17 protein-coding genes and 1 tRNA gene are annotated in these 19,370 nt (G+C 64.6%); all 18 read left to right on the top strand.

The window, feature by feature from the left end:
• The first annotated feature begins 10 nt into the window (after positions 1-10).
• The 18 genes from CIHUM_RS01000 to CIHUM_RS01085 all read left to right on the top strand — a co-directional run bounded on the left by CIHUM_RS01000 (position 11) and on the right by CIHUM_RS01085 (position 19,367).
• Positions 11-1,312, top strand: coding sequence for a phage portal protein family protein (locus CIHUM_RS01000; RefSeq protein ID WP_034997007.1), 1,302 nt, complete (start codon positions 11-13; stop codon positions 1,310-1,312).
• Positions 1,302-2,645 carry a phage protease gene (locus CIHUM_RS01005; RefSeq protein WP_034997008.1) on the top strand — a complete coding sequence of 448 codons (1,344 nt, stop codon included), beginning with the start codon at positions 1,302-1,304 and terminating at the stop codon, positions 2,643-2,645. The genes CIHUM_RS01000 and CIHUM_RS01005 overlap by 11 nt, the downstream gene beginning before the upstream one ends.
• Positions 2,646-2,654: 9 nt before the next feature.
• Positions 2,655-3,047, top strand: coding sequence for a structural cement protein Gp24 (locus tag CIHUM_RS01010; protein WP_034997010.1), 393 nt, complete (start codon positions 2,655-2,657; stop codon positions 3,045-3,047).
• A 12-nt stretch (positions 3,048-3,059) separates the two neighbouring features.
• Positions 3,060-3,986 (top strand): phage major capsid protein, encoded by a 927-nt coding sequence (locus CIHUM_RS01015; RefSeq protein WP_034997011.1) that lies wholly within the window; start codon positions 3,060-3,062, stop codon positions 3,984-3,986.
• Entirely contained in the window at positions 3,986-4,408 is a 423-nt protein-coding gene (locus tag CIHUM_RS01020; RefSeq protein ID WP_034997013.1) for a hypothetical protein, read from the top strand. The genes CIHUM_RS01015 and CIHUM_RS01020 overlap by 1 nt, the downstream gene beginning before the upstream one ends.
• Before the next feature lie 24 nt (positions 4,409-4,432).
• The gene (locus CIHUM_RS01025; RefSeq protein ID WP_034997014.1) at positions 4,433-4,870 is read left to right on the top strand and encodes a Gp19/Gp15/Gp42 family protein; all 438 of its coding nucleotides are present in this window, start codon (positions 4,433-4,435) and stop codon (positions 4,868-4,870) included.
• 9 nt (positions 4,871-4,879) lie between these two features.
• Positions 4,880-5,239, top strand: a complete 360-nt coding sequence (locus tag CIHUM_RS01030; protein WP_051106235.1) for a hypothetical protein — start codon at positions 4,880-4,882, stop codon at positions 5,237-5,239.
• Entirely contained in the window at positions 5,226-5,543 is a 318-nt protein-coding gene (locus tag CIHUM_RS01035; RefSeq protein ID WP_034997015.1) for a hypothetical protein, read from the top strand. Before CIHUM_RS01030 ends, CIHUM_RS01035 begins: the two co-directional genes overlap by 14 nt.
• 9 nt (positions 5,544-5,552) lie before the next feature.
• Positions 5,553-5,972 carry a hypothetical protein gene (locus CIHUM_RS01040; RefSeq protein WP_051106236.1) on the top strand — a complete coding sequence of 140 codons (420 nt, stop codon included), beginning with the start codon at positions 5,553-5,555 and terminating at the stop codon, positions 5,970-5,972.
• Entirely contained in the window at positions 5,965-6,771 is an 807-nt protein-coding gene (locus tag CIHUM_RS01045; protein WP_034997017.1) for a hypothetical protein, read from the top strand. Before CIHUM_RS01040 ends, CIHUM_RS01045 begins: the two co-directional genes overlap by 8 nt.
• Positions 6,772-6,816: 45 nt before the next feature.
• Positions 6,817-6,903: transfer RNA gene (locus tag CIHUM_RS01050), tRNA-OTHER, on the top strand.
• Between the two features lie 88 nt (positions 6,904-6,991).
• Positions 6,992-7,330 (top strand): hypothetical protein, encoded by a 339-nt coding sequence (locus CIHUM_RS01055; protein ID WP_034997018.1) that lies wholly within the window; start codon positions 6,992-6,994, stop codon positions 7,328-7,330.
• Between the two features lie 3 nt (positions 7,331-7,333).
• Complete coding sequence (locus tag CIHUM_RS01060) at positions 7,334-7,948, top strand: hypothetical protein (RefSeq protein ID WP_034997020.1); 615 nt, start codon at positions 7,334-7,336, stop codon at positions 7,946-7,948.
• A gap of 26 nt (positions 7,949-7,974) precedes the next feature.
• Positions 7,975-14,259 carry a VldE C-terminal domain-containing protein gene (locus CIHUM_RS01065; RefSeq protein ID WP_051106237.1) on the top strand — a complete coding sequence of 2,095 codons (6,285 nt, stop codon included), beginning with the start codon at positions 7,975-7,977 and terminating at the stop codon, positions 14,257-14,259.
• Positions 14,259-15,008: a hypothetical protein gene (locus CIHUM_RS01070; RefSeq protein WP_034997022.1), complete on the top strand. Its 750-nt coding sequence runs from the start codon at positions 14,259-14,261 to the stop codon at positions 15,006-15,008. Before CIHUM_RS01065 ends, CIHUM_RS01070 begins: the two co-directional genes overlap by 1 nt.
• Positions 15,009-15,076: 68 nt before the next feature.
• Positions 15,077-16,048 (top strand): hypothetical protein, encoded by a 972-nt coding sequence (locus tag CIHUM_RS01075; RefSeq protein WP_034997023.1) that lies wholly within the window; start codon positions 15,077-15,079, stop codon positions 16,046-16,048.
• Positions 16,049-18,919, top strand: a complete 2,871-nt coding sequence (locus CIHUM_RS01080) for a hypothetical protein (RefSeq protein WP_034997025.1) — start codon at positions 16,049-16,051, stop codon at positions 18,917-18,919. It begins immediately after the preceding gene.
• A 97-nt stretch (positions 18,920-19,016) separates the two neighbouring features.
• Positions 19,017-19,367, top strand: a complete 351-nt coding sequence (locus CIHUM_RS01085) for a hypothetical protein (protein WP_034997026.1) — start codon at positions 19,017-19,019, stop codon at positions 19,365-19,367.
• The last annotated feature ends 3 nt before the right edge of the window (positions 19,368-19,370 follow it).

Genomic DNA, 19,370 nt, shown 5'->3' on the forward strand with positions numbered 1-19,370 from the left:
GGGATAGCCCATGGCCACCAACACCCCAGCCCCGCCCGCGCCCACCGAGCTCGGATACCTCAACCCCGGCGGACTCGATTTTTACGCAGACGCCGCCTGGGATCCGGCACTCGCCCGCGAGCTGCAATGGCCCGAGTCAATCAGCACCTACGACCAGATGCGCAACGGCTCCGGCCAGACCGCCGCCATCGTCGACGCCGTCACCCTCCCCATCGAGGGCACCAGCTGGCGACTCGACCCCAACGGCGCACCCGAAGAGATCGTCCAGTTCATCTCCGACCAACTCGACCTGCCGATCATCGGCGCCGAAGGCCAGAAGCGAACCACACGTCGCGCCGGGCGGTTCACCTGGTCGGAGCATCTGCACTCCGCGCTCCTCATGGTCGTCTACGGCCACATGTTCTTCGAGCAGGTAGTCCAGCCAACCGCTGACGGCAAGTGGGGACTGCGCAAGCTCGCCCCGCGCATGCCGCAGACAATCGCCGCGATCAATGTGGCCCGCGACGGCGGACTGGACTCCATCGAGCAGCGCCCGCCGCACGACCTCCGCGTCGTTCGCCCCGGGGACTTCACCGGCAACGTGCGTATCCCCGTCAACCGGCTGGTGGCCTACAGCTACCGCCGCGAGGGCGGCGACTGGGCCGGCCGCTCGCTCTTCCGCCCCGCCTACCCGCACTGGCGAGCAAAGAAGTTCCTCGAAAAGATCGAGCTGCAGGCCATCGAGCGCAACTCCATGGGCGTACCCGTCTACGAAGCCCCCTCCGGGGCAACGGAGAAAGACATCGAAGCAGGAAAACGCCTCGCGCAGTCGCACCGCGCCGGGTCGAACTCCGGCGCCGCACTTCCGAACGGTGCCTCGCTCAAGCTGATTGGCGTGTCCGGCCAGCTGCTCGCCCCGCGCGAGGCCATCGAGTACCACAACGCTGAGATCGGCAAGGTGGCGCTGACGCACTTCCTCAACCTCAACAAGGGCGGCTCTTACGCTCTCGCCCGCCCGCTGGAAGAGCTTTTTACGCAGTCGCTCACCGCGACCGCGGACATCGTCGCGGACACGGCCACCCAGCACATCGTGGCCGACCTCGTGGATTGGAACTTCGGAGAGGACGAAGCAATCCCGCGCATCGTCTACGACGATCTGCGCACTGACACCAACGCGGTGGCCAACGCCATCCGCACCCTCGCCGACGCCGGCATCATCCGCCCGGACCGCTCGCTTGAGGAATGGGTACGCCGAGACCTCGGCGCACCTGTGAAGGACACGCCGCCGCCCGAAGGGTGGCAATCCCCGCAGGAGGTGGACGATGGCGGATAGACCCGTGCTTCGCAAGGTGCCAGATGTGGAGCTGCTCAAGACAGGGGAGTGGCCACTAGCTACTGGCACCTGCTCGTTCACCACCGAGGACCTCGCGGCCGCGGTGCGCGCCGCGCAGTCGCCCTCCGTCGCCCGCCCAGTAATCAAGCTCGGCCACGATGACCCGCGCTTCTCGGGGGAGCCGGCCGTCGGCTTCGTCGACAACCTCCGGCTCTCCCAGGACGGCTCAACGCTCGTGGGCGACTTGTGCGGCGTGCCCGGGTGGCTGGCGGACATCATGCCGTCGGCCTACCCGCGGCGCTCCATCGAGGGGCAGTTCAACTACCGCGACCAGGCCGGCACCGTCCACCCGTTCGCGCTGACCGGACTGGCTCTCCTCGGAGTCACCCCACCTGCAGTCGGCACGCTCGCGACCCTGCGCGACGTCGCCGCCCTCTATCAAGTCGAAGCTTCGACCGGGCCAGGCGGCCCGGAGAAAGGAATCAGGACCATGCCTGAAGCAACCGTCGCCGCGGCCGCCTCCGTCGAGGACATCCGCCGCGACTTCTACGAGCAAGGCCCCGGCAAGGAGACCTTCTGGTGGATCGAGGAGATGTTCCTCGCCCCGTCCGAGGTCATTGCCATGGACGACGAAACCGGCGAACTCAAGAAGATCCCCTTCACCGTCGCCGAAGACGAATCCATCACCTGGGGCGAGGCCAAAGACGTCAAACGCGAATACGTCGAGGCCTCCGCCCGCACGCCCGACGCGGTCTGGGCGTCGCGCGACGAATCCGCCGCCCTGGGCGAGCCTGAAACACCGGCAGCCCCGGGCGACACCACCACCGACGAAGGAAAGGACCCCATGGAGTTCACCGAAGACCAGGCGGCCAAGCTCACCGCAGCCCTTGGCCTTGGCGACGACGCCACTGCAGCCGACATCGTCACCGCCGTGGAAAAGCTCGCCGCCGACAACACCACCGAAGAGACCAAGGCCAACAAGGAGAACGCAGACCTCGCCGACGAGACCATCGTCGCCGCAGCCAAGAAGCGCGGCTTCAACCTCGTCTCTGCCTCCTCCTTCGACACCATGCAGAAGCAGCTCGCCGAGCTGCAGGACGACAAGCGCCACCGCATCGTCGAAGACGCCATCGCCGCTGGAAAGTTCATGCCGTCCGCCCGCAATGCCGCCATCGAGCAGATGCGCGCCGGGCTGCTCACCGAGGAGACCATCGCCGCGATGTCTCCGATCGTCACCGTGGCCGGCGCCGAAGTTGGCCACGGCCACACCGACGACAACACCGAACCCGAGGACGTCCGCGAAACGGACGTCTACAAGAACTGGATTTCCTAGGAGGCCCCAATGTCTGCCGTACTCGCAAAGTTCCACACCGGCCCTATCACCTTCGAAGCCGAGGAAGCCGTCACCGGCGGCCAGGTCGTCGAAGCCGGTAGCACCGACCGCACCATCAAGCCGGCTGCCGCCGGTTCCGCCAAGGTCCTCGGCGTCGCCCTGATCGACGCTGAGCCGAAGGGCGAAAAGTACACCGGCACCCCGAACCACGCGTCCGTGGCCATGGCCCCGGCACATGTCCCCGTCGAAGCAGACGGCGACGTCGCCCCGGGCGACCTCGTCGTTGCTGCCGACGGCGGCAAGGTCACTAAGGCCGACGATGCCGCCCCGCAGGCGCAGATCGTCGGCCGCGTGATCGAGACCCTCAACGACAAGACCGTCAGCGTCCGTCTCTACTGCTAAGGAGCACCACCAATGGCTAACAAGCTTATTTCCATCGACGACGGGCGCCGCGACGTCCGCGTCTCCGACCTCATGGCCCGCCCGGAGATCATCCCGACCCGAGCCATCGACCGCCTGCGCAACGAATTCCCCGCCGAGGACATTCTCACCGACGGCGGCACGGCCAACACCTTGGAGTTTGAGTTCACCCAGAACGCGAACCGCTACATGGACTCCGACCCGGAAGTCATCGCCGAGTTCGCCGAGTTCCCCACCGTCGCCCCCTCCCATGGCGACAAGATCCTCGGCCGCGCAACCAAGGTCGGCTACCGCATGGTCTTCTCCCGCGAGATGAAAGACTTCAACCAAGTCCAGCAGGTCAACAAGACCATCACTCGCGCGGTTAACACGTTCAAGCGTTACAACGAGAAGCAGCTCTGGGAAGCACTCCTCGCCGCACCCATCCCCGAAATCGCAGCCGGCGTGCCGTGGAACCAGCAGGGATCCGACCCGCGCTACGACATGGCACTCGCGATGGAAACCGTCTCCTCCGGCAACGCCGTCTATGACGAGAACATCGAAGAGTCCTGGGACCCGGACATGATCGTGCTCAACAAGGCACTCGCCCCGACCCTCGTCGCGAACGACAAGTTCAACGCCATCTTCGACAAGGACGGCACCAATCCGGAGAACATCCGCTACACCGGTAAGTTGCCCAAGAAACCCTTGGGCCTGAACGCCCTCGGCGTCCGCTTCCTCGCCAAGGATCGCGTCCTGGTCCTGCAGAAGGGCGCGCCGGGCTTCTTCAAGGATCCGCGCCGTCTCGAAGCCACGCCGCTTCGTGCCGACGACGAGTGGGGCGGCGACACCGAGACGTTTTCGTCCCGTATCTCCCAGATCCGCTTCATCGGCATCGACGAGCCTTTCTCCGCATGCTGGATCACGGGGGTGACTGGCTAATGCCTCGCATTAAGGTTCTCGCGAAAATCTGGCCGCAGCACGTCGACGGCAGCCGCTACGAGCGCCGCGCCGGCGACATCGTGGACGCCTCCGACGCCGATGCCGCCCGCTTGATCAAGGCGGGTGCCGCCGAGCCGACGAAGCGCAAGGTCACCGTCGCAGACCAGAAGGACGCCTCCGAGGACACCACCCCCAAGACCACGGAGGCCGTCGCGGAGAAGCAGGTCGAGGAGGAGCTACCGCCCCAGACCGAGACCTACCAGGACACCTTCACGCTGCTGCCGGCAGACGAAATCGAAATGGAGATGCCGGCGCAGTCGGCCACCACCGAGCTGTGGCAGGAGTACGCGATCGCCGCCGGCATGCCGGCAGACGTCGCTCGCGAAAAGAAGCGTGACGAGCTGCGCCAGCTCTTCGCATAGCGCACAGAAAAGGAGGACAACGCCATGCAGCCACACCTCCTTGTCACCCCGGAAGACATCACCAAGCGTCTACCGGAAACCGTCAAGCCGCTAAGCCCCGGAGACCTGGAGCGCGTGGCCACGCTCATCGAGGACGCCGAGTTCCTCATCCGCGACGAGTTCACCCTCGCGTGCCGGGACTTCGACGCTGAAATGACCGTGCCGCACCGCGCGCGCACGGCGGCGCGTGTGATCCGACAGATGGTTGCCGCCGCGATCATCGTGGGGCCACACGTCGGGGTGAAGTCCCTCTCCTCCACGACGGGGCCCGCCAGCGACTCCATCACCTACCAGGACCCGCCGAAGGTCAGCTTCGACGGCGTCTTTCTCACCGACGAGCAGCGCCGGCTGCTCGGCCTGGACGTGTTTGCGGACAGGCCGTCGTACTACTATCCGCGCTCCCAGTGGGGACCGCACGAGTAGGAGGTGCACATGCTTCTCGCTCAGGGAGAAACCGTCAAGGTGCTGGGAGACAAACCAGTACGCAACGAGTTCGGGGCCGTCCTCGGGTGGAAAGTTATCCGCGAGCTGCCGCACTGCATGGTCTCGCCCGCGGGTGACCAAGTCGTCAGCGGTGACGGATTCGTCCAGGGCGACTTGTCCAAGCTGCAGGTGCTTGCCCCGCCCGGCTCCATTGTCGAGGAAGGGCAGCTCGTGCAGATCCGTGGCCACGTCTACCGGGTTGAGTTCACGCCGTTTGACTACTCCCACGGCCGCCGGCCGGTATTCAGCCGGCACCGGCCGCGGATGATGTTCACCGTAGTCAGGGGTGATGCGCATGACCACGTCTAGGGCGGTGCACCACCGCGACCCGGCTGCATTCCGGGAGTTCATGAAGTCCCCAGAGATTGAGGCGCGGGTGCAAGCGGCTGCCGCGTCCATCGTCAAGAAAATGCAGGCGGCGTGGCCAGAAGGGGCCGACACCCCGACAAAAGACGGCGTCGAGAAGGTCTTCGAGGTCCGCGACTTCGAGATGGCCGATGGGCGCCCGACAACCTGGGTCTTCGTCAATCACCCGTATGCGGCAGCCCACGAGGCGACTACCGGCTTTGTCACAAAGTCGATTTCCGCCTCCGGCTACCGGATCAGATCGTAGGGGGAGGGCATGCAGAATCCGATAGCGGACATCCTTTTCTCCCCGGATCCGGTGGAGAAGCTTTACAGAGACCTCCGGCAAGCACTGCCGGACGAGCTACCGCTTTACCGGGACTCGCTGCCGGAGAAGTGGAACGCCGATAAGGGCGCGGCCGTCGTCGTCGCTGACGGTGCGCCGCAGGGCGGTGATACGGCCCACGACCGCGATCTGGTGCGCGTCACTGTCCACGCCCCTACGCGAGACCTCGCCCGCCGCCTTGGGCGTGCAATCGCGGACTACCTGTTCAGCCCGGTCGGAGGGCTGGGCCTAGCAATTATCCGCACCCGCTCTACCCGCCCCATCGTTGGGCCGGACAGCTTGCGGGGCGGCTACGTCTCCACAGCGTCATACAGCTGTGGCCAATCACGAAGGAGAATCACCAATGCCTAAGAATCGCGCCGCGGGCCTCGATGTCCGCACGCTGGAGGACCGCGAGGTCCTCTTTTTCTTTGACGATAACCCCGCCATCGACCGAGCCACCGGCGTGTTCGGCCCTGGCTGGCACTCCGGCGGTCTCGAGCCTGCCGACGGCTCGCACGACATGTCGCGCAACGTCGAATCGAACAAAACCAACCTCACCGGTGGCCAGACCGCGACCTCCTACAAGGCCGCGGACGTTGGCGGCACCGTCAACCTCATTCAGGGGTCCCCGGTGCTCGACAAAATCGAGTGGCCAGACACCGTCGTGCAGGGCGGCACCCTGTACCGCAAGCACACCTCGCAGGTGGCCAAGGCGTACACCGCCACCGTGCACAAGTACACCTCGGGCATCACGCACATTCGCGTGTCCCGCGAAAAGGCACAGCTCACCGCCGCGGAGCGCAACCGCGCAACGGACCCGGCCGGCCGCCCGGTGAACATCGACTACCAGAACGGCTCCGACGAAGTCATGTTCGAGGAGCGCTACTACAAGATCGGAGAGGACGGTTCCGTGACCCAGGTCAAGGAGAAGATCTTCCAGGACATCTCGAACCTCGACAAGCTCGTCAATGACGGCAAGGCGTTCGTCCCGAAGGCATCCGCCGACGGCATGAAGGCCTTCGTCCCGGTCGAAGACACCGATGCCGAAGACGGTGTCGAGCTGATCGAGTTCCAGGACCCGGACACCGGCGAGACCACCACCCAGGACGAGGACACCACCTCCGTCAAGCCTGCCGGCAGCACCTCCACCTCCGGCACTACCGGATAGGCCGAACCAACGTCGTTAAAGCGCTAGGGGTGACGCACCCTGCGTGCTGGCGTAGCTCAAAGGAAGAGCTTTCAAAATCTGCGACACGCTTGGAAGACAGGTTGGGTGCGGGTTCGAGTCCCGCCGTCAGCACCCGGCGCTCGCTCTCTACTCGGCGGTTCCGAGAGAGCGAGCGCCCCTACACGTACACCACGGAACCGCCGCAATAGGAGGAACCGCCATGTCTGAGAAAGACAAGCCGAAGAACAGCACCGATGTCGCCAAGGTGGACGAGACGAAGAGTACGGGCGAAGAACAAGCCTCTGGCCCCGAGCTCATCCACTTTGACGTCACGCTGGCAAACGGCAACGAAGTCACGCTGTCCGCTTTGAAAAACATGGAAGACTGGGATCTCGAACTACTCGAGCACGCCCAGCTTGGAAACACCGCTGTATTCCTGTTCGGCGTGTTGACGTGGGCATCCAGGTTTAAGCTCCGTGCCGCGGGCGCGAAGACCCCCGACTTCGAGACCATTTCCATCGCATACGGCGAGGCAACTGGCAACGTCACACCGGAGTAAACCGTGACCGTCCCGCCGATCTTTACCGAAGCAGCGGGACGCGACAACATCACGTTTACTGTCCCGCTCGTCTCCGGCCGTCAAGTCAAAGTAGAAGCCGTCGCTGAACCAATGAGCCTCGGCGCCGACACCGTCGCTTTGCTGGCCTCAGGCGATCACGCGATCTTCCCGCTGCTCACCCCTCGCGGCATGGTCAACTGGCAGATCGCCAGGGCTAAGCCGCAAGATGTCGCCACACTGTGTGAGCAGTGGGCCCTCGCCGCAGGACTAGGAGAGTACGGCTTCGGCCGCCTCGTCTACATCCTGCGCCACACCGACCTAGTCGAAGCCGACCTGCAGCGTTTCTACAACGTCGACCTCTCCGGGTGGCCACGCGGAGAAATCACGACTCGCCGGGTCGTCTGCCTCGTCTCGGGGCTTTGGCACGAGCACGCTTCGCTCTTCTGGTCCGAGGTGGCAGACCTCGACCCGCTCACGAAGGAAGCCACCATTCTCGCCCAGCTCGCAAGCGCGCCGGGCGACCCCCACCCATTCCTGGTGTCGCGCGAAATCCGCCGCCAGAAAGCCGAAGACGCCGCCAAGATCGCGCGCATGCGCGCTCGTGGCTTGTCCGGCTAATCACCACTGTCAGAGGAGGTTTGACCATGGCCAACGCTCTAGGCTGGGTGCAAGTCCCCGTCGTGCCCGTATTCGAGGGCATTAACGCCAAGCTCTCGAAATCGCTGGTGAAGCCAGCCGAGGAAGCCGGACGCAAAGCCGCTAAGTCGGTAGACCAGTCGGCCAAGGACATGGCTGACAGCCTTGATCGCCAGGCAGCCGCGTCGTCGCGCAAGCTGAAGCAGCTCGACCGTGAGTACGACACCGCGATGAAGCAGCGCGAGGCACAGCAAAACCGCGTCAACGCCGCCACCCTTGAACTCGCAGCCGCGGAAGAGAAGTACCAAACCGCAGCAGCCAAAGGTAAGAACACCGATGCAGAGCTGGCACGAGTAGAACGGGCGAAAGCGAAACTTACCGCCGAAAATATCAAGCTGGCCGGTGCTGAGGAGCGCGTCGAGCAGGCAGAGCAGGCACATGCCGCTCAGCTCAAGGACCTTGAGCAAACCCTCGACCGGGCAGAGCAAGCTCAGCGCGAGCTGAACAGCGAGGTGGAGAAGTCCCCCTCAGTTATGGGTCGCGCCGGGGAGAAGATGCGCGAGCTCGGTGACGCTGCCAAGAACATGGGCGGCAAGGCCATGGAGGTCGCGGAGAAGTACAAGGTGCACGCTGGCGTGGCCTTGGGCGCCATCGGCGCTATGGGTAAAGGCGCAGCGGACTACGCGTCCGAAGCGGAGCAGTCCTACGGCGCCGTCGAGTCCATCTTTGGGCAGCACGCCGAGTCGATCATCTCGAAGTCCAAGGAGGCGTCCACCGCCGTCGGTCTTTCCGGGCGTGAGTATCGCGAGCTGTCCTCCACGACGGGCGCGATGCTTAAGAACATGGGTATGCCCATGGAGGAGGTATCCGGGCAGACCCAGGAGCTGGTGACGCTCGGCGCTGACCTGGCCGCCACGTTCGGTGGTCCGACGAAGGACGCAATGGAGGCCATCGGGTCGCTGCTGCGCGGCGAAGCTAACCCGATTGAGCGCTACGGTGTCTCGATCAAGAAAGCTGATGTCAATGCGCGTATGGCCGCCGACGGGCTGGACAAGCTTGAGGGCGAAGCGCTCAAGCAGGCTGAGGCGCAGACGATGCTGGCGCTGCTCATGGAGCAGACCGCCGACGCGCAGGGGCAGTTCGCCCGCGAGACTGACACCGCAGCCCATAAGCAGCAGGTGGCCACCGCGAAGATGAATGACGCTAAGGAAGCCATCGGCACGCGACTGCTTCCGATCATGGCTGATCTCATGGATAAGTTCGCAGATGTGGCGGGCGTGGTTGCCGACCACCCGCGCCTGTTCATCGCTGCCGCCGGGGCCGTCGCAACCTTTGCTGGCGCTATTGTCAGCCTGGCCACCCTCGGCGCAGTCACACGTAACCTCAAGGAGCTATCCGACATTATGAGCGCCGGCAAGGGGCTCAAGAATGTGTCGAAGCTACTTGGCGGCATCAAGATCAACCCGTGGATCGCTGCGATCACCGCCGCAGTCGGAGCCCTAACGTGGTTCTTCACCCAAACCGAGATCGGGAAGAAGCTCTGGGGCGACTTCACCGAGTTCATGGCCGACGCATGGCAACGGGTAACCGAAAAACTAGGTGCCGGAATCGACTGGATTGGCGAGAAGTGGGGCCAGCTCACTGGCTTTCTTGGCGACGTCAAGGACTCCGTGTCGGAGGTCTTCGGCATCCTCTTTAACGGGGACTTCACCGGCGAAGGCAAGCTGTTCGGCCTGGACGACGAATCGTCAGGGTTCGTGGATTTCCTTTTCAACGTCCGCGAAGCCGCCCTCGTCGTAAAGGACGCGGTTGTTGCATCCTTCCAGTGGATGGGGGACAAGTGGGCCGAATTCTCCACCGGTGTCGGGCAGTTTTACGACACCTGGATTGCGCCCGCCTGGGAGCTCTTCCAGCTCTCTACCGACCTATTGGCCGCGGCGGTGGCAGACGCATGGCAGCGCATCGCGGACAAGGCGCGGGAGATGTGGGACATCGTCAGCCCGATCTTCGATTTCTTCCTCCAGGGGTGGCAGATCCTCTCCGACGGAATTGCAGCCATCGGTTCTACGGTGATCGAGGCGGTGTGGGTGTCTATCCAGGCCGCCGCGCAGGTCATGTGGACCGTCCTGCAGGGTGTGTTCGAGCAGATCAAGATCGGCTTCCAGCTCGTCGGTGACGTGCTGCGCTCCGTGTGGGACAACATGATCGCGCCAGTATTCGGCATCCTCCGTGAGGGCGCAGGCCTGACCGCCGACATCCTTACGGGCAACTTCGCGAACATCGCCAACCGCTTCCAGTCGATGGGTGAGCACCTCCGCACCATCGTCATGGGGCCGATTACCGTGGCCAAGGATGCCTTCCTCGGTCTCATCTCCGCCATGGGTAAGACCATGGACAACTTCAAGGAGACCGCCGCGCGCGCTGTGGCCGGAGTCGTGACCAAGATGCAGGAGATGGTGCGCACCCTGCGCAGGATCCCGAGGCAAATTGGCGACATCTTCTCTAACGCAGGGGAATGGCTTGTCAACGCCGGAAAGAACATCGTCCAGGGGCTTGTCAACGGCATTTTGTCGATGACCGGCAGAATCGGCGACGCCATCACCTCGATCATGCCCTCGTCTATCGGCGGCATGATCGGCTTTTCTGGCGGTGGACAGCTGCCCGACTACGCTCACGGTGGTTACCTGCCGTCCGAGCCGGGGAGTGGGCTTCTGCCGCGCATCCCTGGCATTCCGCGCTCGGTGCGTGACCCCATCCTGGGGTTCAACCGGGCTGGGATCCCCATCGCGCGCATCGAGCCCGAGGAATTCATCGTCAACCGCGACGATACGGCGAAGAACCTGCCACTTTTGCGCGCCATCAACTCCGGCGCTGAGATCGCATGGCAAGTGCTCAAGGACGGCCGCACCGGTGGCCACGCCCAGCCGACCGGTGACCTTCCGGGATACGCCTCCGGCGGCGTCATCGACGCGATGAAGCGGGTCGTGTTCGCCAAGTACCCAAACTGGGGCCTGATCACCGATCTGCGCCCGGGTGAAGCGAACAACCACGGCGCCGGCCTGGCGGTGGACTTCTCCAACGGCACCGGCAACACCCCGCAACAGCTCGCGCTCGCGCGCGACATCGCACGGGTCTACCCAGAGTCCTTGGAGCTGATCTACGACGCGCCGGGCTGGACCGGCAACATCAAAAACGGCAAGAACGTCGGCGCATTCGGACAGTTCTACACGCTCGGCCAAGCCGGCCCGCACCACCACCACGTGCACTGGGCCATCAAGAACCCGCCAACCAAGTCGCTCGACTCCACCGGCGGCGGCAGCGGTGGCCAAACCCCCCAGGGGCCGGCCAACCTGCCGCCAATGAAGTGGTCGGAGAACATGCTCACCGTCAACGCAGTGCGCGCCGGGCGAGCAATCGCCCTACAGTTCCCCGAAGTCCGAGCAATCGGCGGCTACCGAGCGCAAGACCCCTACCCGGACCACCCGTCCGGCCGTGCGCTCGACGTCATGACCGACACCAACAAGGCACTCGGCGACCGAATCTTGAACTGGCTGTTCGACCACAACGACAGGCTCAAGATGGAGTACGCAATCTGGCAGCAAGCCATGTGGTACAAGAAGGGAGCCCCGCAGCCGATGGCTGACCGCGGATCCCCGACCGCAAACCACATGGACCACGTCCACGCCTACTTCGCCGCCTCGCCACGAGCAACAGGAAAGGAGCTATACCCCAACGAGGTCGGCGCCGGCGGCGGTGCCGCCACCGCAGCCATGCAAATGGGCGACGCCAACCTGCCCCTCAACATCAACACGGGCGCGCCGGGTGAGTCCGCGGCGCTGGCGAAGACGGTCAACGTGCCGAATGTGGATTACGGCACGGCGGCTCAGCTGGCCACCAAGTGGGAGGCGGAGCGCCACCGCGACGAGTCGCTGCGCGAGTTCCTCAAGCGTGCTCGCGTGTACGACAAGGGCGGAATCGTCCCGAAGGGTGGTGTCATGGTCAACCTCGATGACCCCGAGGTTGTGTTCCCGAAGAAGGAGTCGGCCACCCTGCTCGAGGGCATGCGTCACATGCCGGGTGTAGCGCAGGCGCTCGATGTGATCGCCCGTCATTCGCCGGCGACTGCCGCGGCCGTCGAGAAGATGGCGTCTCTGGATTACCAGGCGGTAGGAGAGGAAATGGCCGTCGCATTCCGCGGCGGTGATTTCGGCTACGGCGAGCTCGCCCGGGCCGTAGGTGACGAGGCCGCGGAGAAGATCGTCACGAAGCTTGCCTTCATTGGTGATCAGATCCGCGACATGCAGGACGGCTCCAACATGCGCGCCTACCTGTCGTCACTTCGTGGCTCGGAGGCGCTCGGCCTGGCCGATCAGGTCGGCCAGCTCGCCGGCATCACGCAGATCAACTCGACTCTTGGCGGCGTCGTCAAGGGCTTCGAGGGGATGGAAGATGCCGCGGTGCAGCAGGTCGATGCCGCGAACGCGGTGCAGCAGGCTGAGGAAAACCTCGCGTCCGCCCGCAAGCAGTACGCGGAGATGCTGGCCGAGTCCGGTGGCGACCCGGAGGCATCCGTCAAGACGCAGCGCAAGATCGAGGACGCGGAGCGCAAGCTGCGCGAGGCCAAGGAAGCGCCGCGCTCGAAATCCGACAAGGACGGTGCGGCGAAGGCGAAGAAGATTGCCGACGCCGAGCGGAACTTGTCTCGGGTCCGCGAGGATGCCGCCGAGGAGCTCAAAAAGTCTGGCGCTAAGAACGCCGACGAGCTGCTCAAGGCGTCCGAGGCCGTCACGGCTGCGGAGAACGAGCGGACAAAGGCACTCGGAGTGGTCAAGATGGCAGCCAGCGCCGCCGGGCAGGCGCAGGTGGCCATGGTGCTGGAAATCGCGGAACTCGCCGTCAAGGTGGGCAAGTGGATTAAGGAGCAGATCGACCGGATCCGCCAGTCCTACGTCGACGCGAAGAAGGCGCTTGCCGCCGGCATGGGCGAGGTAGCCAAGTGGGCCGAGCTGGTCCACGGGTGGCAAGTCCAGGTGGCCACGCTGCAGCAGCAGCTTGTCCGTGGCGTAAACGAGCAGCGCGAGGCGGAGTACGCCCTGCGCATTGCTACGCATGATCGTCTGACCCAGCAGGCCGCCTCGGAAGTCGAGGTGGCCAAGGCTCGCCTGGGCCTGGATAAGGAGATCGAGCGTGGCGCGAAGATTGCTCAGCTGAAGATGATGGGGCTGCACGAGGACTGGGACTCCTATCTCGCTTACGAGGCGCTCGTCGCCCAGGGCGTGATGAAGGAGTGGTCGGATCAGGCCATCTCTGAGCTGTACCGCTACGAGTCCGCGCGTGCTCAGGCTGCGAAGGCTGAGCTGGAAGCCCGGGTCAACCAGATCAAGGCTGAGTCCGCGCTTGCCGCGGCCACCCGCCAGAACGCGCGCAATCAAGCCGATTTGCTCACGGCGCAGGAGCGTCTGATCAAGATGTCGGCCAAGGTCGCGGGCGTGGATCTGGTGGAGGCCACCGCCGGCGCCCAGCTGTCCAAGCTGTTCGCCCAGATGGCGGAAGTGCAGATGGGTATCGAGGACAACTGGAAGGGCCGTTGGGGAGTAGGTCTAGGTGCTCAGGGCAAGCACGCCAACGAGTATCGCGGCCAGCTCGCCCAGCGTGCCGCTATCCAGGAGTCCATCGACGCGGTGCTTGCCGAGTCCGGGCTCTCGCTCGAAGGTGTGGATTACGACCGGATGCTTAAGCAGATGGCGTACGTCCAGCGCCACGGCGGCGACGCGCTCAATGTGGCGCGATCGTTCATGCCGCAGCTGGTCGAGGCGGAGTCCGCCATGATGCGGCACGACTCGCTCAAGCCCATCTGGGACGCGCAGGACAAGCTCATCGAGAACAACCGCCAGGTCGAGGACTTCCTCGCGGAGATCGACCTCTTTGAGGCCACCACGCCGCTAGAGGAGACCATCAAGGCCCTGGACTACACCGTCAAGGGCCTGGACTCCTCCGCGGAGGCGTGGGCTGACGGCAATGAGGAGCTGCGCGGCGAGTACCTCAACGAGGCCCGGGCTAACCGCCAGGCCGCCGAATCACTCGGCGTGCGCTGGCAGTTCGATCAGCAATACGCCACTGGCAACCTCCGCGAGCGCATCGCGAAGGAAGAAACCATCTACCTCGACGGCGAGCAGATGTACACGGCAGATCAGATCGACCAGCTGCTTGACCAGCTCACAGCAGGCTCGAACATCCGCTACAACATCCGCTCGTCCTCCGAGGTGGTCAACCGCAGAAGGGAGCGACTCTAATGCTCGAAGTCACCCTCACCACGGTCAAGGGGCAGAAGTATCTGCTGACCGGAACTGAATCCGAGTCGGCAGTTCTCGCCCCAGAGGCCGCCTGGGAGACTCTGGTCGGACAGGCCACCCGCTCCGATCAGGTGGTGCCCTCACGCGCTGGCGCACTTGCCGGCCGCACCCGGTGGGGCGTGATCGAGCAGGACATCCAGTTCTATCTTCACGCCGACACCGGCGAGGAGATGGAGCAGGTCTACAAGGACTTCCGCCAGGGGATCAAGGTGTGGGCGCCTGACCGCGTCCAGCGCCCCAAAGCGGCCGTCCTTGAGTTGGTCACCGATCACCCGGCCGCACCGCTGTACCTCGATGTGTGGCTGGCGCGGCCGCTGCCGGGCACCCCGGTGGATATGCGCACACGCACCGACACCACGGTCGCGGGCACGCTGTTCAATCGAGACGGACTCTTCCGCACCGCGCCGAAAACCGGCACAGGCAGCGTGCGGGTGGAAAACCTCGGCGACGAGATCATCTACCCACGCCTAGCCGGCATCGGCACTGGCGGCACCGTGACCGTCCCCTCCGGGGCGAAGTTCGCGTGGCCATCAACCGGCAAACCGGTGGCCGTCAGCCTCGACCCTCGAGACCTCCGACTACCCGGAGCATTCCCCGAGGGAGTGCCACCCGGCGGCAGCGCAACCTACCGCGTACCAACCGGCGTGACCGTCAGCTACTCGACGCTCTACGCCGACCCCTGGGCATAAAACCCTCGCGGAGCCCGCCCAGCTCCGCCCCCTTTTACAACGTGAACTCAATATCGGAGGTGATCTGCGTGACCGACTGGCCATCCTGGCGAAAGCACGTCGACTACGTCGTGGCCACCCGCGGCCGCTGGTTCGGACTCGGCGACGGCGACGGCACCCCAATCATGACGCTGCCCGACCCCACCGGCATCACCGCACCAGACCAATGGGCCGAAGCAGAAGACCTCGCCTTCACCATGCCGGCGCTCACAAGCGACTACCTCACCCACCCCGCCGTCGAAAAGCTGATCATGAACGCCATCGGCACATTCAGCCGCGACGGCCGCCTCGCCACCGCAGTCGAAGACCTCACCCTCCTAGCCGCATTCCCCGGCCCCGGTGGCCACGTCCAGCGACGCGGCGGCATGATCACCCACGCCGACGGCATCGACCAGGACAACGACGGCACCCCCACCGAACTCACCATCAACGCCACCTCCATCATGGACGCCTGGAAAACCACCATCGCCGCATCATGGCCAGCAGCATGGTGGACCGCCCGTCCATACGCCCGCCGCGAAGACGAAGCCGGCATCCGCTACACCGAACCCTGGGACATCGCCCGCGTCGAACTCGCCACCCGCAGCACCTTCGTCTGGAAGCACGGACGCGCCGGGTTCGTCATCCGCCGCCTGGCGCAAGAGTCCTTGGACGTCACCATGGCCACCCAAGCCGACCCCGACGGCACCCTCTGGGTAGACGACCCCTTCCACGTCGTAGAAGTCCCCGAGACCGACACCTCACCCGAGATCTCCCTCGAAGCCCGCGACGACACCATCTGGGACACCGTCAGCGCCCAAGCCAGAAACGCTGGCATCGTCCTCGGCGCCCACGCCTGGTGGCCCGGGGACCCCGCCATCCGCACCTGGAAACCGGTCAAATCCACCATGGCCCCCGCAGAAGTCGACATCAGCCCGTCGGAAGGCGAATCGCAGCGCCCCATCGGCAAACACACCTACCCCCACGCCATGATCGTCCTCACCGCCAAGGAGGTGAAGTAAATGACCACCGCCGTGGCCACCCCGTACCTCATCGCCGACTCCGCGCACGTGACCATCATGCGGTCGCTCGCCTCCTCAGCCTTCGGCACCTACAACCTCGATGTCCCCGACGACATCGACCTCGAAGACATCCACACCTTCGCCGCGCCGGGCAACGAGCTCGGCTACGTGGCGTCACTGGTCAAAGGGCGTCGTGTCGGCGGGTGGGCGAGACGCTTTGTGCGTTGCGACGTCTCCGTCACCGCCAAGGATGACCGCGACCGGCTCCGGGTATCGGAGTCCAATGTGGATGCCGTCCTCCGCGAAGCGCGCGATCGCACCGCGGGGGATTTTTTCTTGGAGTCCTCCATCACCCAGGCGGGCCTTGGGCCGTGGGTGCCGCTAGTCGATTTCGCAGTGGGCGACATCGTCAACGTGGAGATTTTCGGCCGCGTCGTGCAGCTGCCGGTTACCCGCATTGAGCCGATTGTCGACGATGCGGTCATCGTCGGCTGGACCGTACACGTCGGCGGCCAGGTCGTCGGTGATGCCAAGGCCCGAGAGGAAGAAAACGCGGAGATTCGGCGCGCGCTGGTCCGCGACCAGCGCGACCTTGCCGGCATCGAGGCGCAGGTATCCAAGGCCGTCCGCGACGCCACGGACGCCAAGTCCACCGCGGACACCGCCCTGCAGGAGGTCCGCGATGCGGATGGCGTGATTCAGGGCTACGTGCGTGAGTCGCGTGAGCACGTGGATTCGGCGCGGGCGCATAGCGAGTCGGCTGCGGCGTCGTCGGATGCGTCGATTCGGGCGTCTGGCGAGGCCCGGGCGGCGTCGGAAGAGTCTGCACGCCACTCGAGCGAGTCGCAGGTGCACTCCGCGAAGTCCAAGGACCATGCGGACGCCGCGCAGGTCGACGCGGAGAAAGCTCGTCTGGCGAGTCTCGCGTCGTCGGAGTCCTCGCGGCGGTCGCAGGTGGCGTCGCAGCAGTCCTCGGCGGCGTCCGCCTCGTCCTCGGCGTTCAGCGCGATTTCCGTTGAGCATAGCGAGGAGGCCCGCCGCCACTCGGATACCGCGCATGAGCATTCCGTGACGTCGCAGGAGCACTCCGCGAAGTCCAAGGACCATGCGGACGCGGCACAGGTAGACGCGGAGCGGGCAGAGGCAGCATCGGAGGAGTCGTCGCGTCACTCGCAGGCGTCGCAGGAATCCTCCCGGAGGGCGGAGGCGGCGTCGGAGCAAGCACGCTTGTCCACGGCACAGTCCAGAGCCGCGTCCGCCTCCTCGTCGGCGTACAGCGTCGTGTCGCTGCAGTACAGCGAGCAGTCGCACGAGTTTTCCGAGCTGTCGCATCAGTATTCGTTGGATTCGCAGGACCATAGCCAGAAAGCGAAAGACCATTCGGATCGGTCCGTCACGGCGTCGGACGCGTCCTCGTCGGCGTCGAAGCGGTCGCAGGACGCCTCGGCGAAAGCCGTTGAAGCGCAGGGCTTCTCGGAGGGTGCTGCGCGCGAAGCTGAGATTGCGCGTAGCGAAGCCGAGGGGCTTCGTGATGATGCGGAGCAGGCCCGCAAGGACGCAGAGATAGCCCGCAAGGATGCAGAAACGGCACGGTCGAAAGCAGAAGGGGCGCGTGACCGGGCGGAGGGCGCTCGCGACGATGCGGAGACTGCACGTAGCAAGGCCGAAGGCGAGCGCGACAAAGCGGAGAAAGCCCGTGACCGTGCTGAGGGCGCTCGCGACGATGCGGAGCAGGCCCGTGCTGACGCGGAGTCTGCCCGCGCCGAAGCCGAGGGCAAGCGTGACGAGGCGGAAACGTCACGCCGGAGGAGCTTCTCGGCGATGGCCGCGTCGCATGCCAGCATGTCGATGGCGGAGCAGGAGCGCGCCCTGGCCGAGGCTGCGCGTGATCGGGCTGAGCAGTCCCGTGCGGACGCGGAGGATGCGCGCCTGGCCGCGGAGACCGACCGCGACAAGGCCGAGAAAGCTCGTGATGCTGCGGAGCGGCACCGCAATGATGCGGAGCGTGGCCGCGACGAGGCGGAGACGTCGCGCCGCAGGTCGTTTTCTGCGATGGCCGCAAGCCACGCCAGCATGTCGATGGCGGAGCAGGAACGCGCTGCCGCGGAGTCTGCCCGCAACGAGGCCGAGCTGAAACGTGCTGCCGCGGAGGATTGGCGCGCCAAAGCCGAGGAGGACCGCAAAATTGCGGATACCGCCCGCCAAAAGGCGGAGGAAGCGCGCCAAGAAGCATTCGAAGCACGGAATGAAACACTGACGGTGCAGCAGTTCTACACCGGCGAGCAGGCTTTGCTCACGCAGGGCATGGTGCATTGGACTCGTGAGCAACGCACCCGCGTGTACAACCACCCGGGGGCTGGCACAAAAACGCATGAGGGTGGGCTGCTGAAAACGTGGGACTACAACAGTCAGCGCGGGTTGTCATTCCAGGCGCTCGGGAACTGGTGGGGCAAGGTGACGTTCCAGGTCGAGTTCAAGGGTGGCACGGATTCGGCGGTTGACCTGCACACCTACAACGTCGGCTTCGATAAGCGCAGCGACACCTTCAAGCAGGGCGCTATTCACATGGCGTTTATGAATGCGCAGATGCAGGTTGAGGTGTGGAAGCCGAATAACGCGGTGTTTTACCTGCCTGTGGATACGGAAACGGGGAAGGTGACCAGTGTGTCTTCCTACGAAACACCGATTGGTAACCCGTTTTTGCTGCATTCGGATGGCAGTTTCAGTGTGTCGGGGATTAAGGCGAGCATTTTCGATGTCGGTAAGAAAACTGTCAACGGTATGGAGCGGTTCTACCCGAAGAAACGCAGGATTCCAGGCACGAAAATCTCTGTGTGGCCCGCGTTTATTGAGGTACGCGAGGTCGCGTAATTCCTTTGTGACCGTCGTGAGATGGCCACACACCAACCATCAATAAGGAGGAAACAATATGTCGATAATCAGTATCCATGCGGGGGGGGCTTTGTAAATGAGCTCACCCGTCAACATCGACCTGGACGCATTGCCGGAGATCAAGTCGTACGCGGCCACCACCAGCACAGCAGGCAGTGTGAACCTGACCGACTCGGGCAGCTCGTACGAGAAGCTGCCGGTGGGTGTGTCCACCATTTCGGTCTCCTCAAAACAGTCCAAGCTGTACGTGTACCTCACGACGGACATGGGCGCGGCGTACCGCTATGTCACCAAGGAACCCGAGGCGGGGGAGACGGTCGTGATTTCGAATGTGGCGGTGCCGAAAGGCGAAAAACGCTACCTGCAGATTCGCTGCGACAACCCGTGCGATGTGGGCGTAACCATCATCACCTACCCACTCGCGTAGCTG

The sequence above is a fragment of the Corynebacterium ihumii genome (assembly GCF_028609825.1).
GTDB lineage: Bacteria > Actinomycetota > Actinomycetes > Mycobacteriales > Mycobacteriaceae > Corynebacterium > Corynebacterium afermentans.

What these genes read in the sequence shown, in the direction of transcription:
- CIHUM_RS01010 (WP_034997010.1), top strand. Translation starts at nt 2,655, where the DNA reads ATGTCTGCCGTACTCGCAAAGTTCCACACCGGCCCTATCACCTTCGAA.
- CIHUM_RS01020 (WP_034997013.1), top strand. Translation starts at nt 3,986, where the DNA reads ATGCCTCGCATTAAGGTTCTCGCGAAAATCTGGCCGCAGCACGTCGAC.
- CIHUM_RS01045 (WP_034997017.1), top strand. Translation starts at nt 5,965, where the DNA reads ATGCCTAAGAATCGCGCCGCGGGCCTCGATGTCCGCACGCTGGAGGAC.
- CIHUM_RS01035 (WP_034997015.1), top strand. Translation starts at nt 5,226, where the DNA reads ATGACCACGTCTAGGGCGGTGCACCACCGCGACCCGGCTGCATTCCGG.
- CIHUM_RS01040 (WP_051106236.1), top strand. Translation starts at nt 5,553, where the DNA reads ATGCAGAATCCGATAGCGGACATCCTTTTCTCCCCGGATCCGGTGGAG.
- CIHUM_RS01000 (WP_034997007.1), top strand. Translation starts at nt 11, where the DNA reads ATGGCCACCAACACCCCAGCCCCGCCCGCGCCCACCGAGCTCGGATAC.
- CIHUM_RS01030 (WP_051106235.1), top strand. Translation starts at nt 4,880, where the DNA reads ATGCTTCTCGCTCAGGGAGAAACCGTCAAGGTGCTGGGAGACAAACCA.
- CIHUM_RS01025 (WP_034997014.1), top strand. Translation starts at nt 4,433, where the DNA reads ATGCAGCCACACCTCCTTGTCACCCCGGAAGACATCACCAAGCGTCTA.
- CIHUM_RS01080 (WP_034997025.1), top strand. Translation starts at nt 16,049, where the DNA reads ATGACCACCGCCGTGGCCACCCCGTACCTCATCGCCGACTCCGCGCAC.
- CIHUM_RS01065 (WP_051106237.1), top strand. Translation starts at nt 7,975, where the DNA reads ATGGCCAACGCTCTAGGCTGGGTGCAAGTCCCCGTCGTGCCCGTATTC.
- CIHUM_RS01070 (WP_034997022.1), top strand. Translation starts at nt 14,259, where the DNA reads ATGCTCGAAGTCACCCTCACCACGGTCAAGGGGCAGAAGTATCTGCTG.
- CIHUM_RS01085 (WP_034997026.1), top strand. Translation starts at nt 19,017, where the DNA reads ATGAGCTCACCCGTCAACATCGACCTGGACGCATTGCCGGAGATCAAG.
- CIHUM_RS01005 (WP_034997008.1), top strand. Translation starts at nt 1,302, where the DNA reads ATGGCGGATAGACCCGTGCTTCGCAAGGTGCCAGATGTGGAGCTGCTC.
- CIHUM_RS01015 (WP_034997011.1), top strand. Translation starts at nt 3,060, where the DNA reads ATGGCTAACAAGCTTATTTCCATCGACGACGGGCGCCGCGACGTCCGC.
- CIHUM_RS01055 (WP_034997018.1), top strand. Translation starts at nt 6,992, where the DNA reads ATGTCTGAGAAAGACAAGCCGAAGAACAGCACCGATGTCGCCAAGGTG.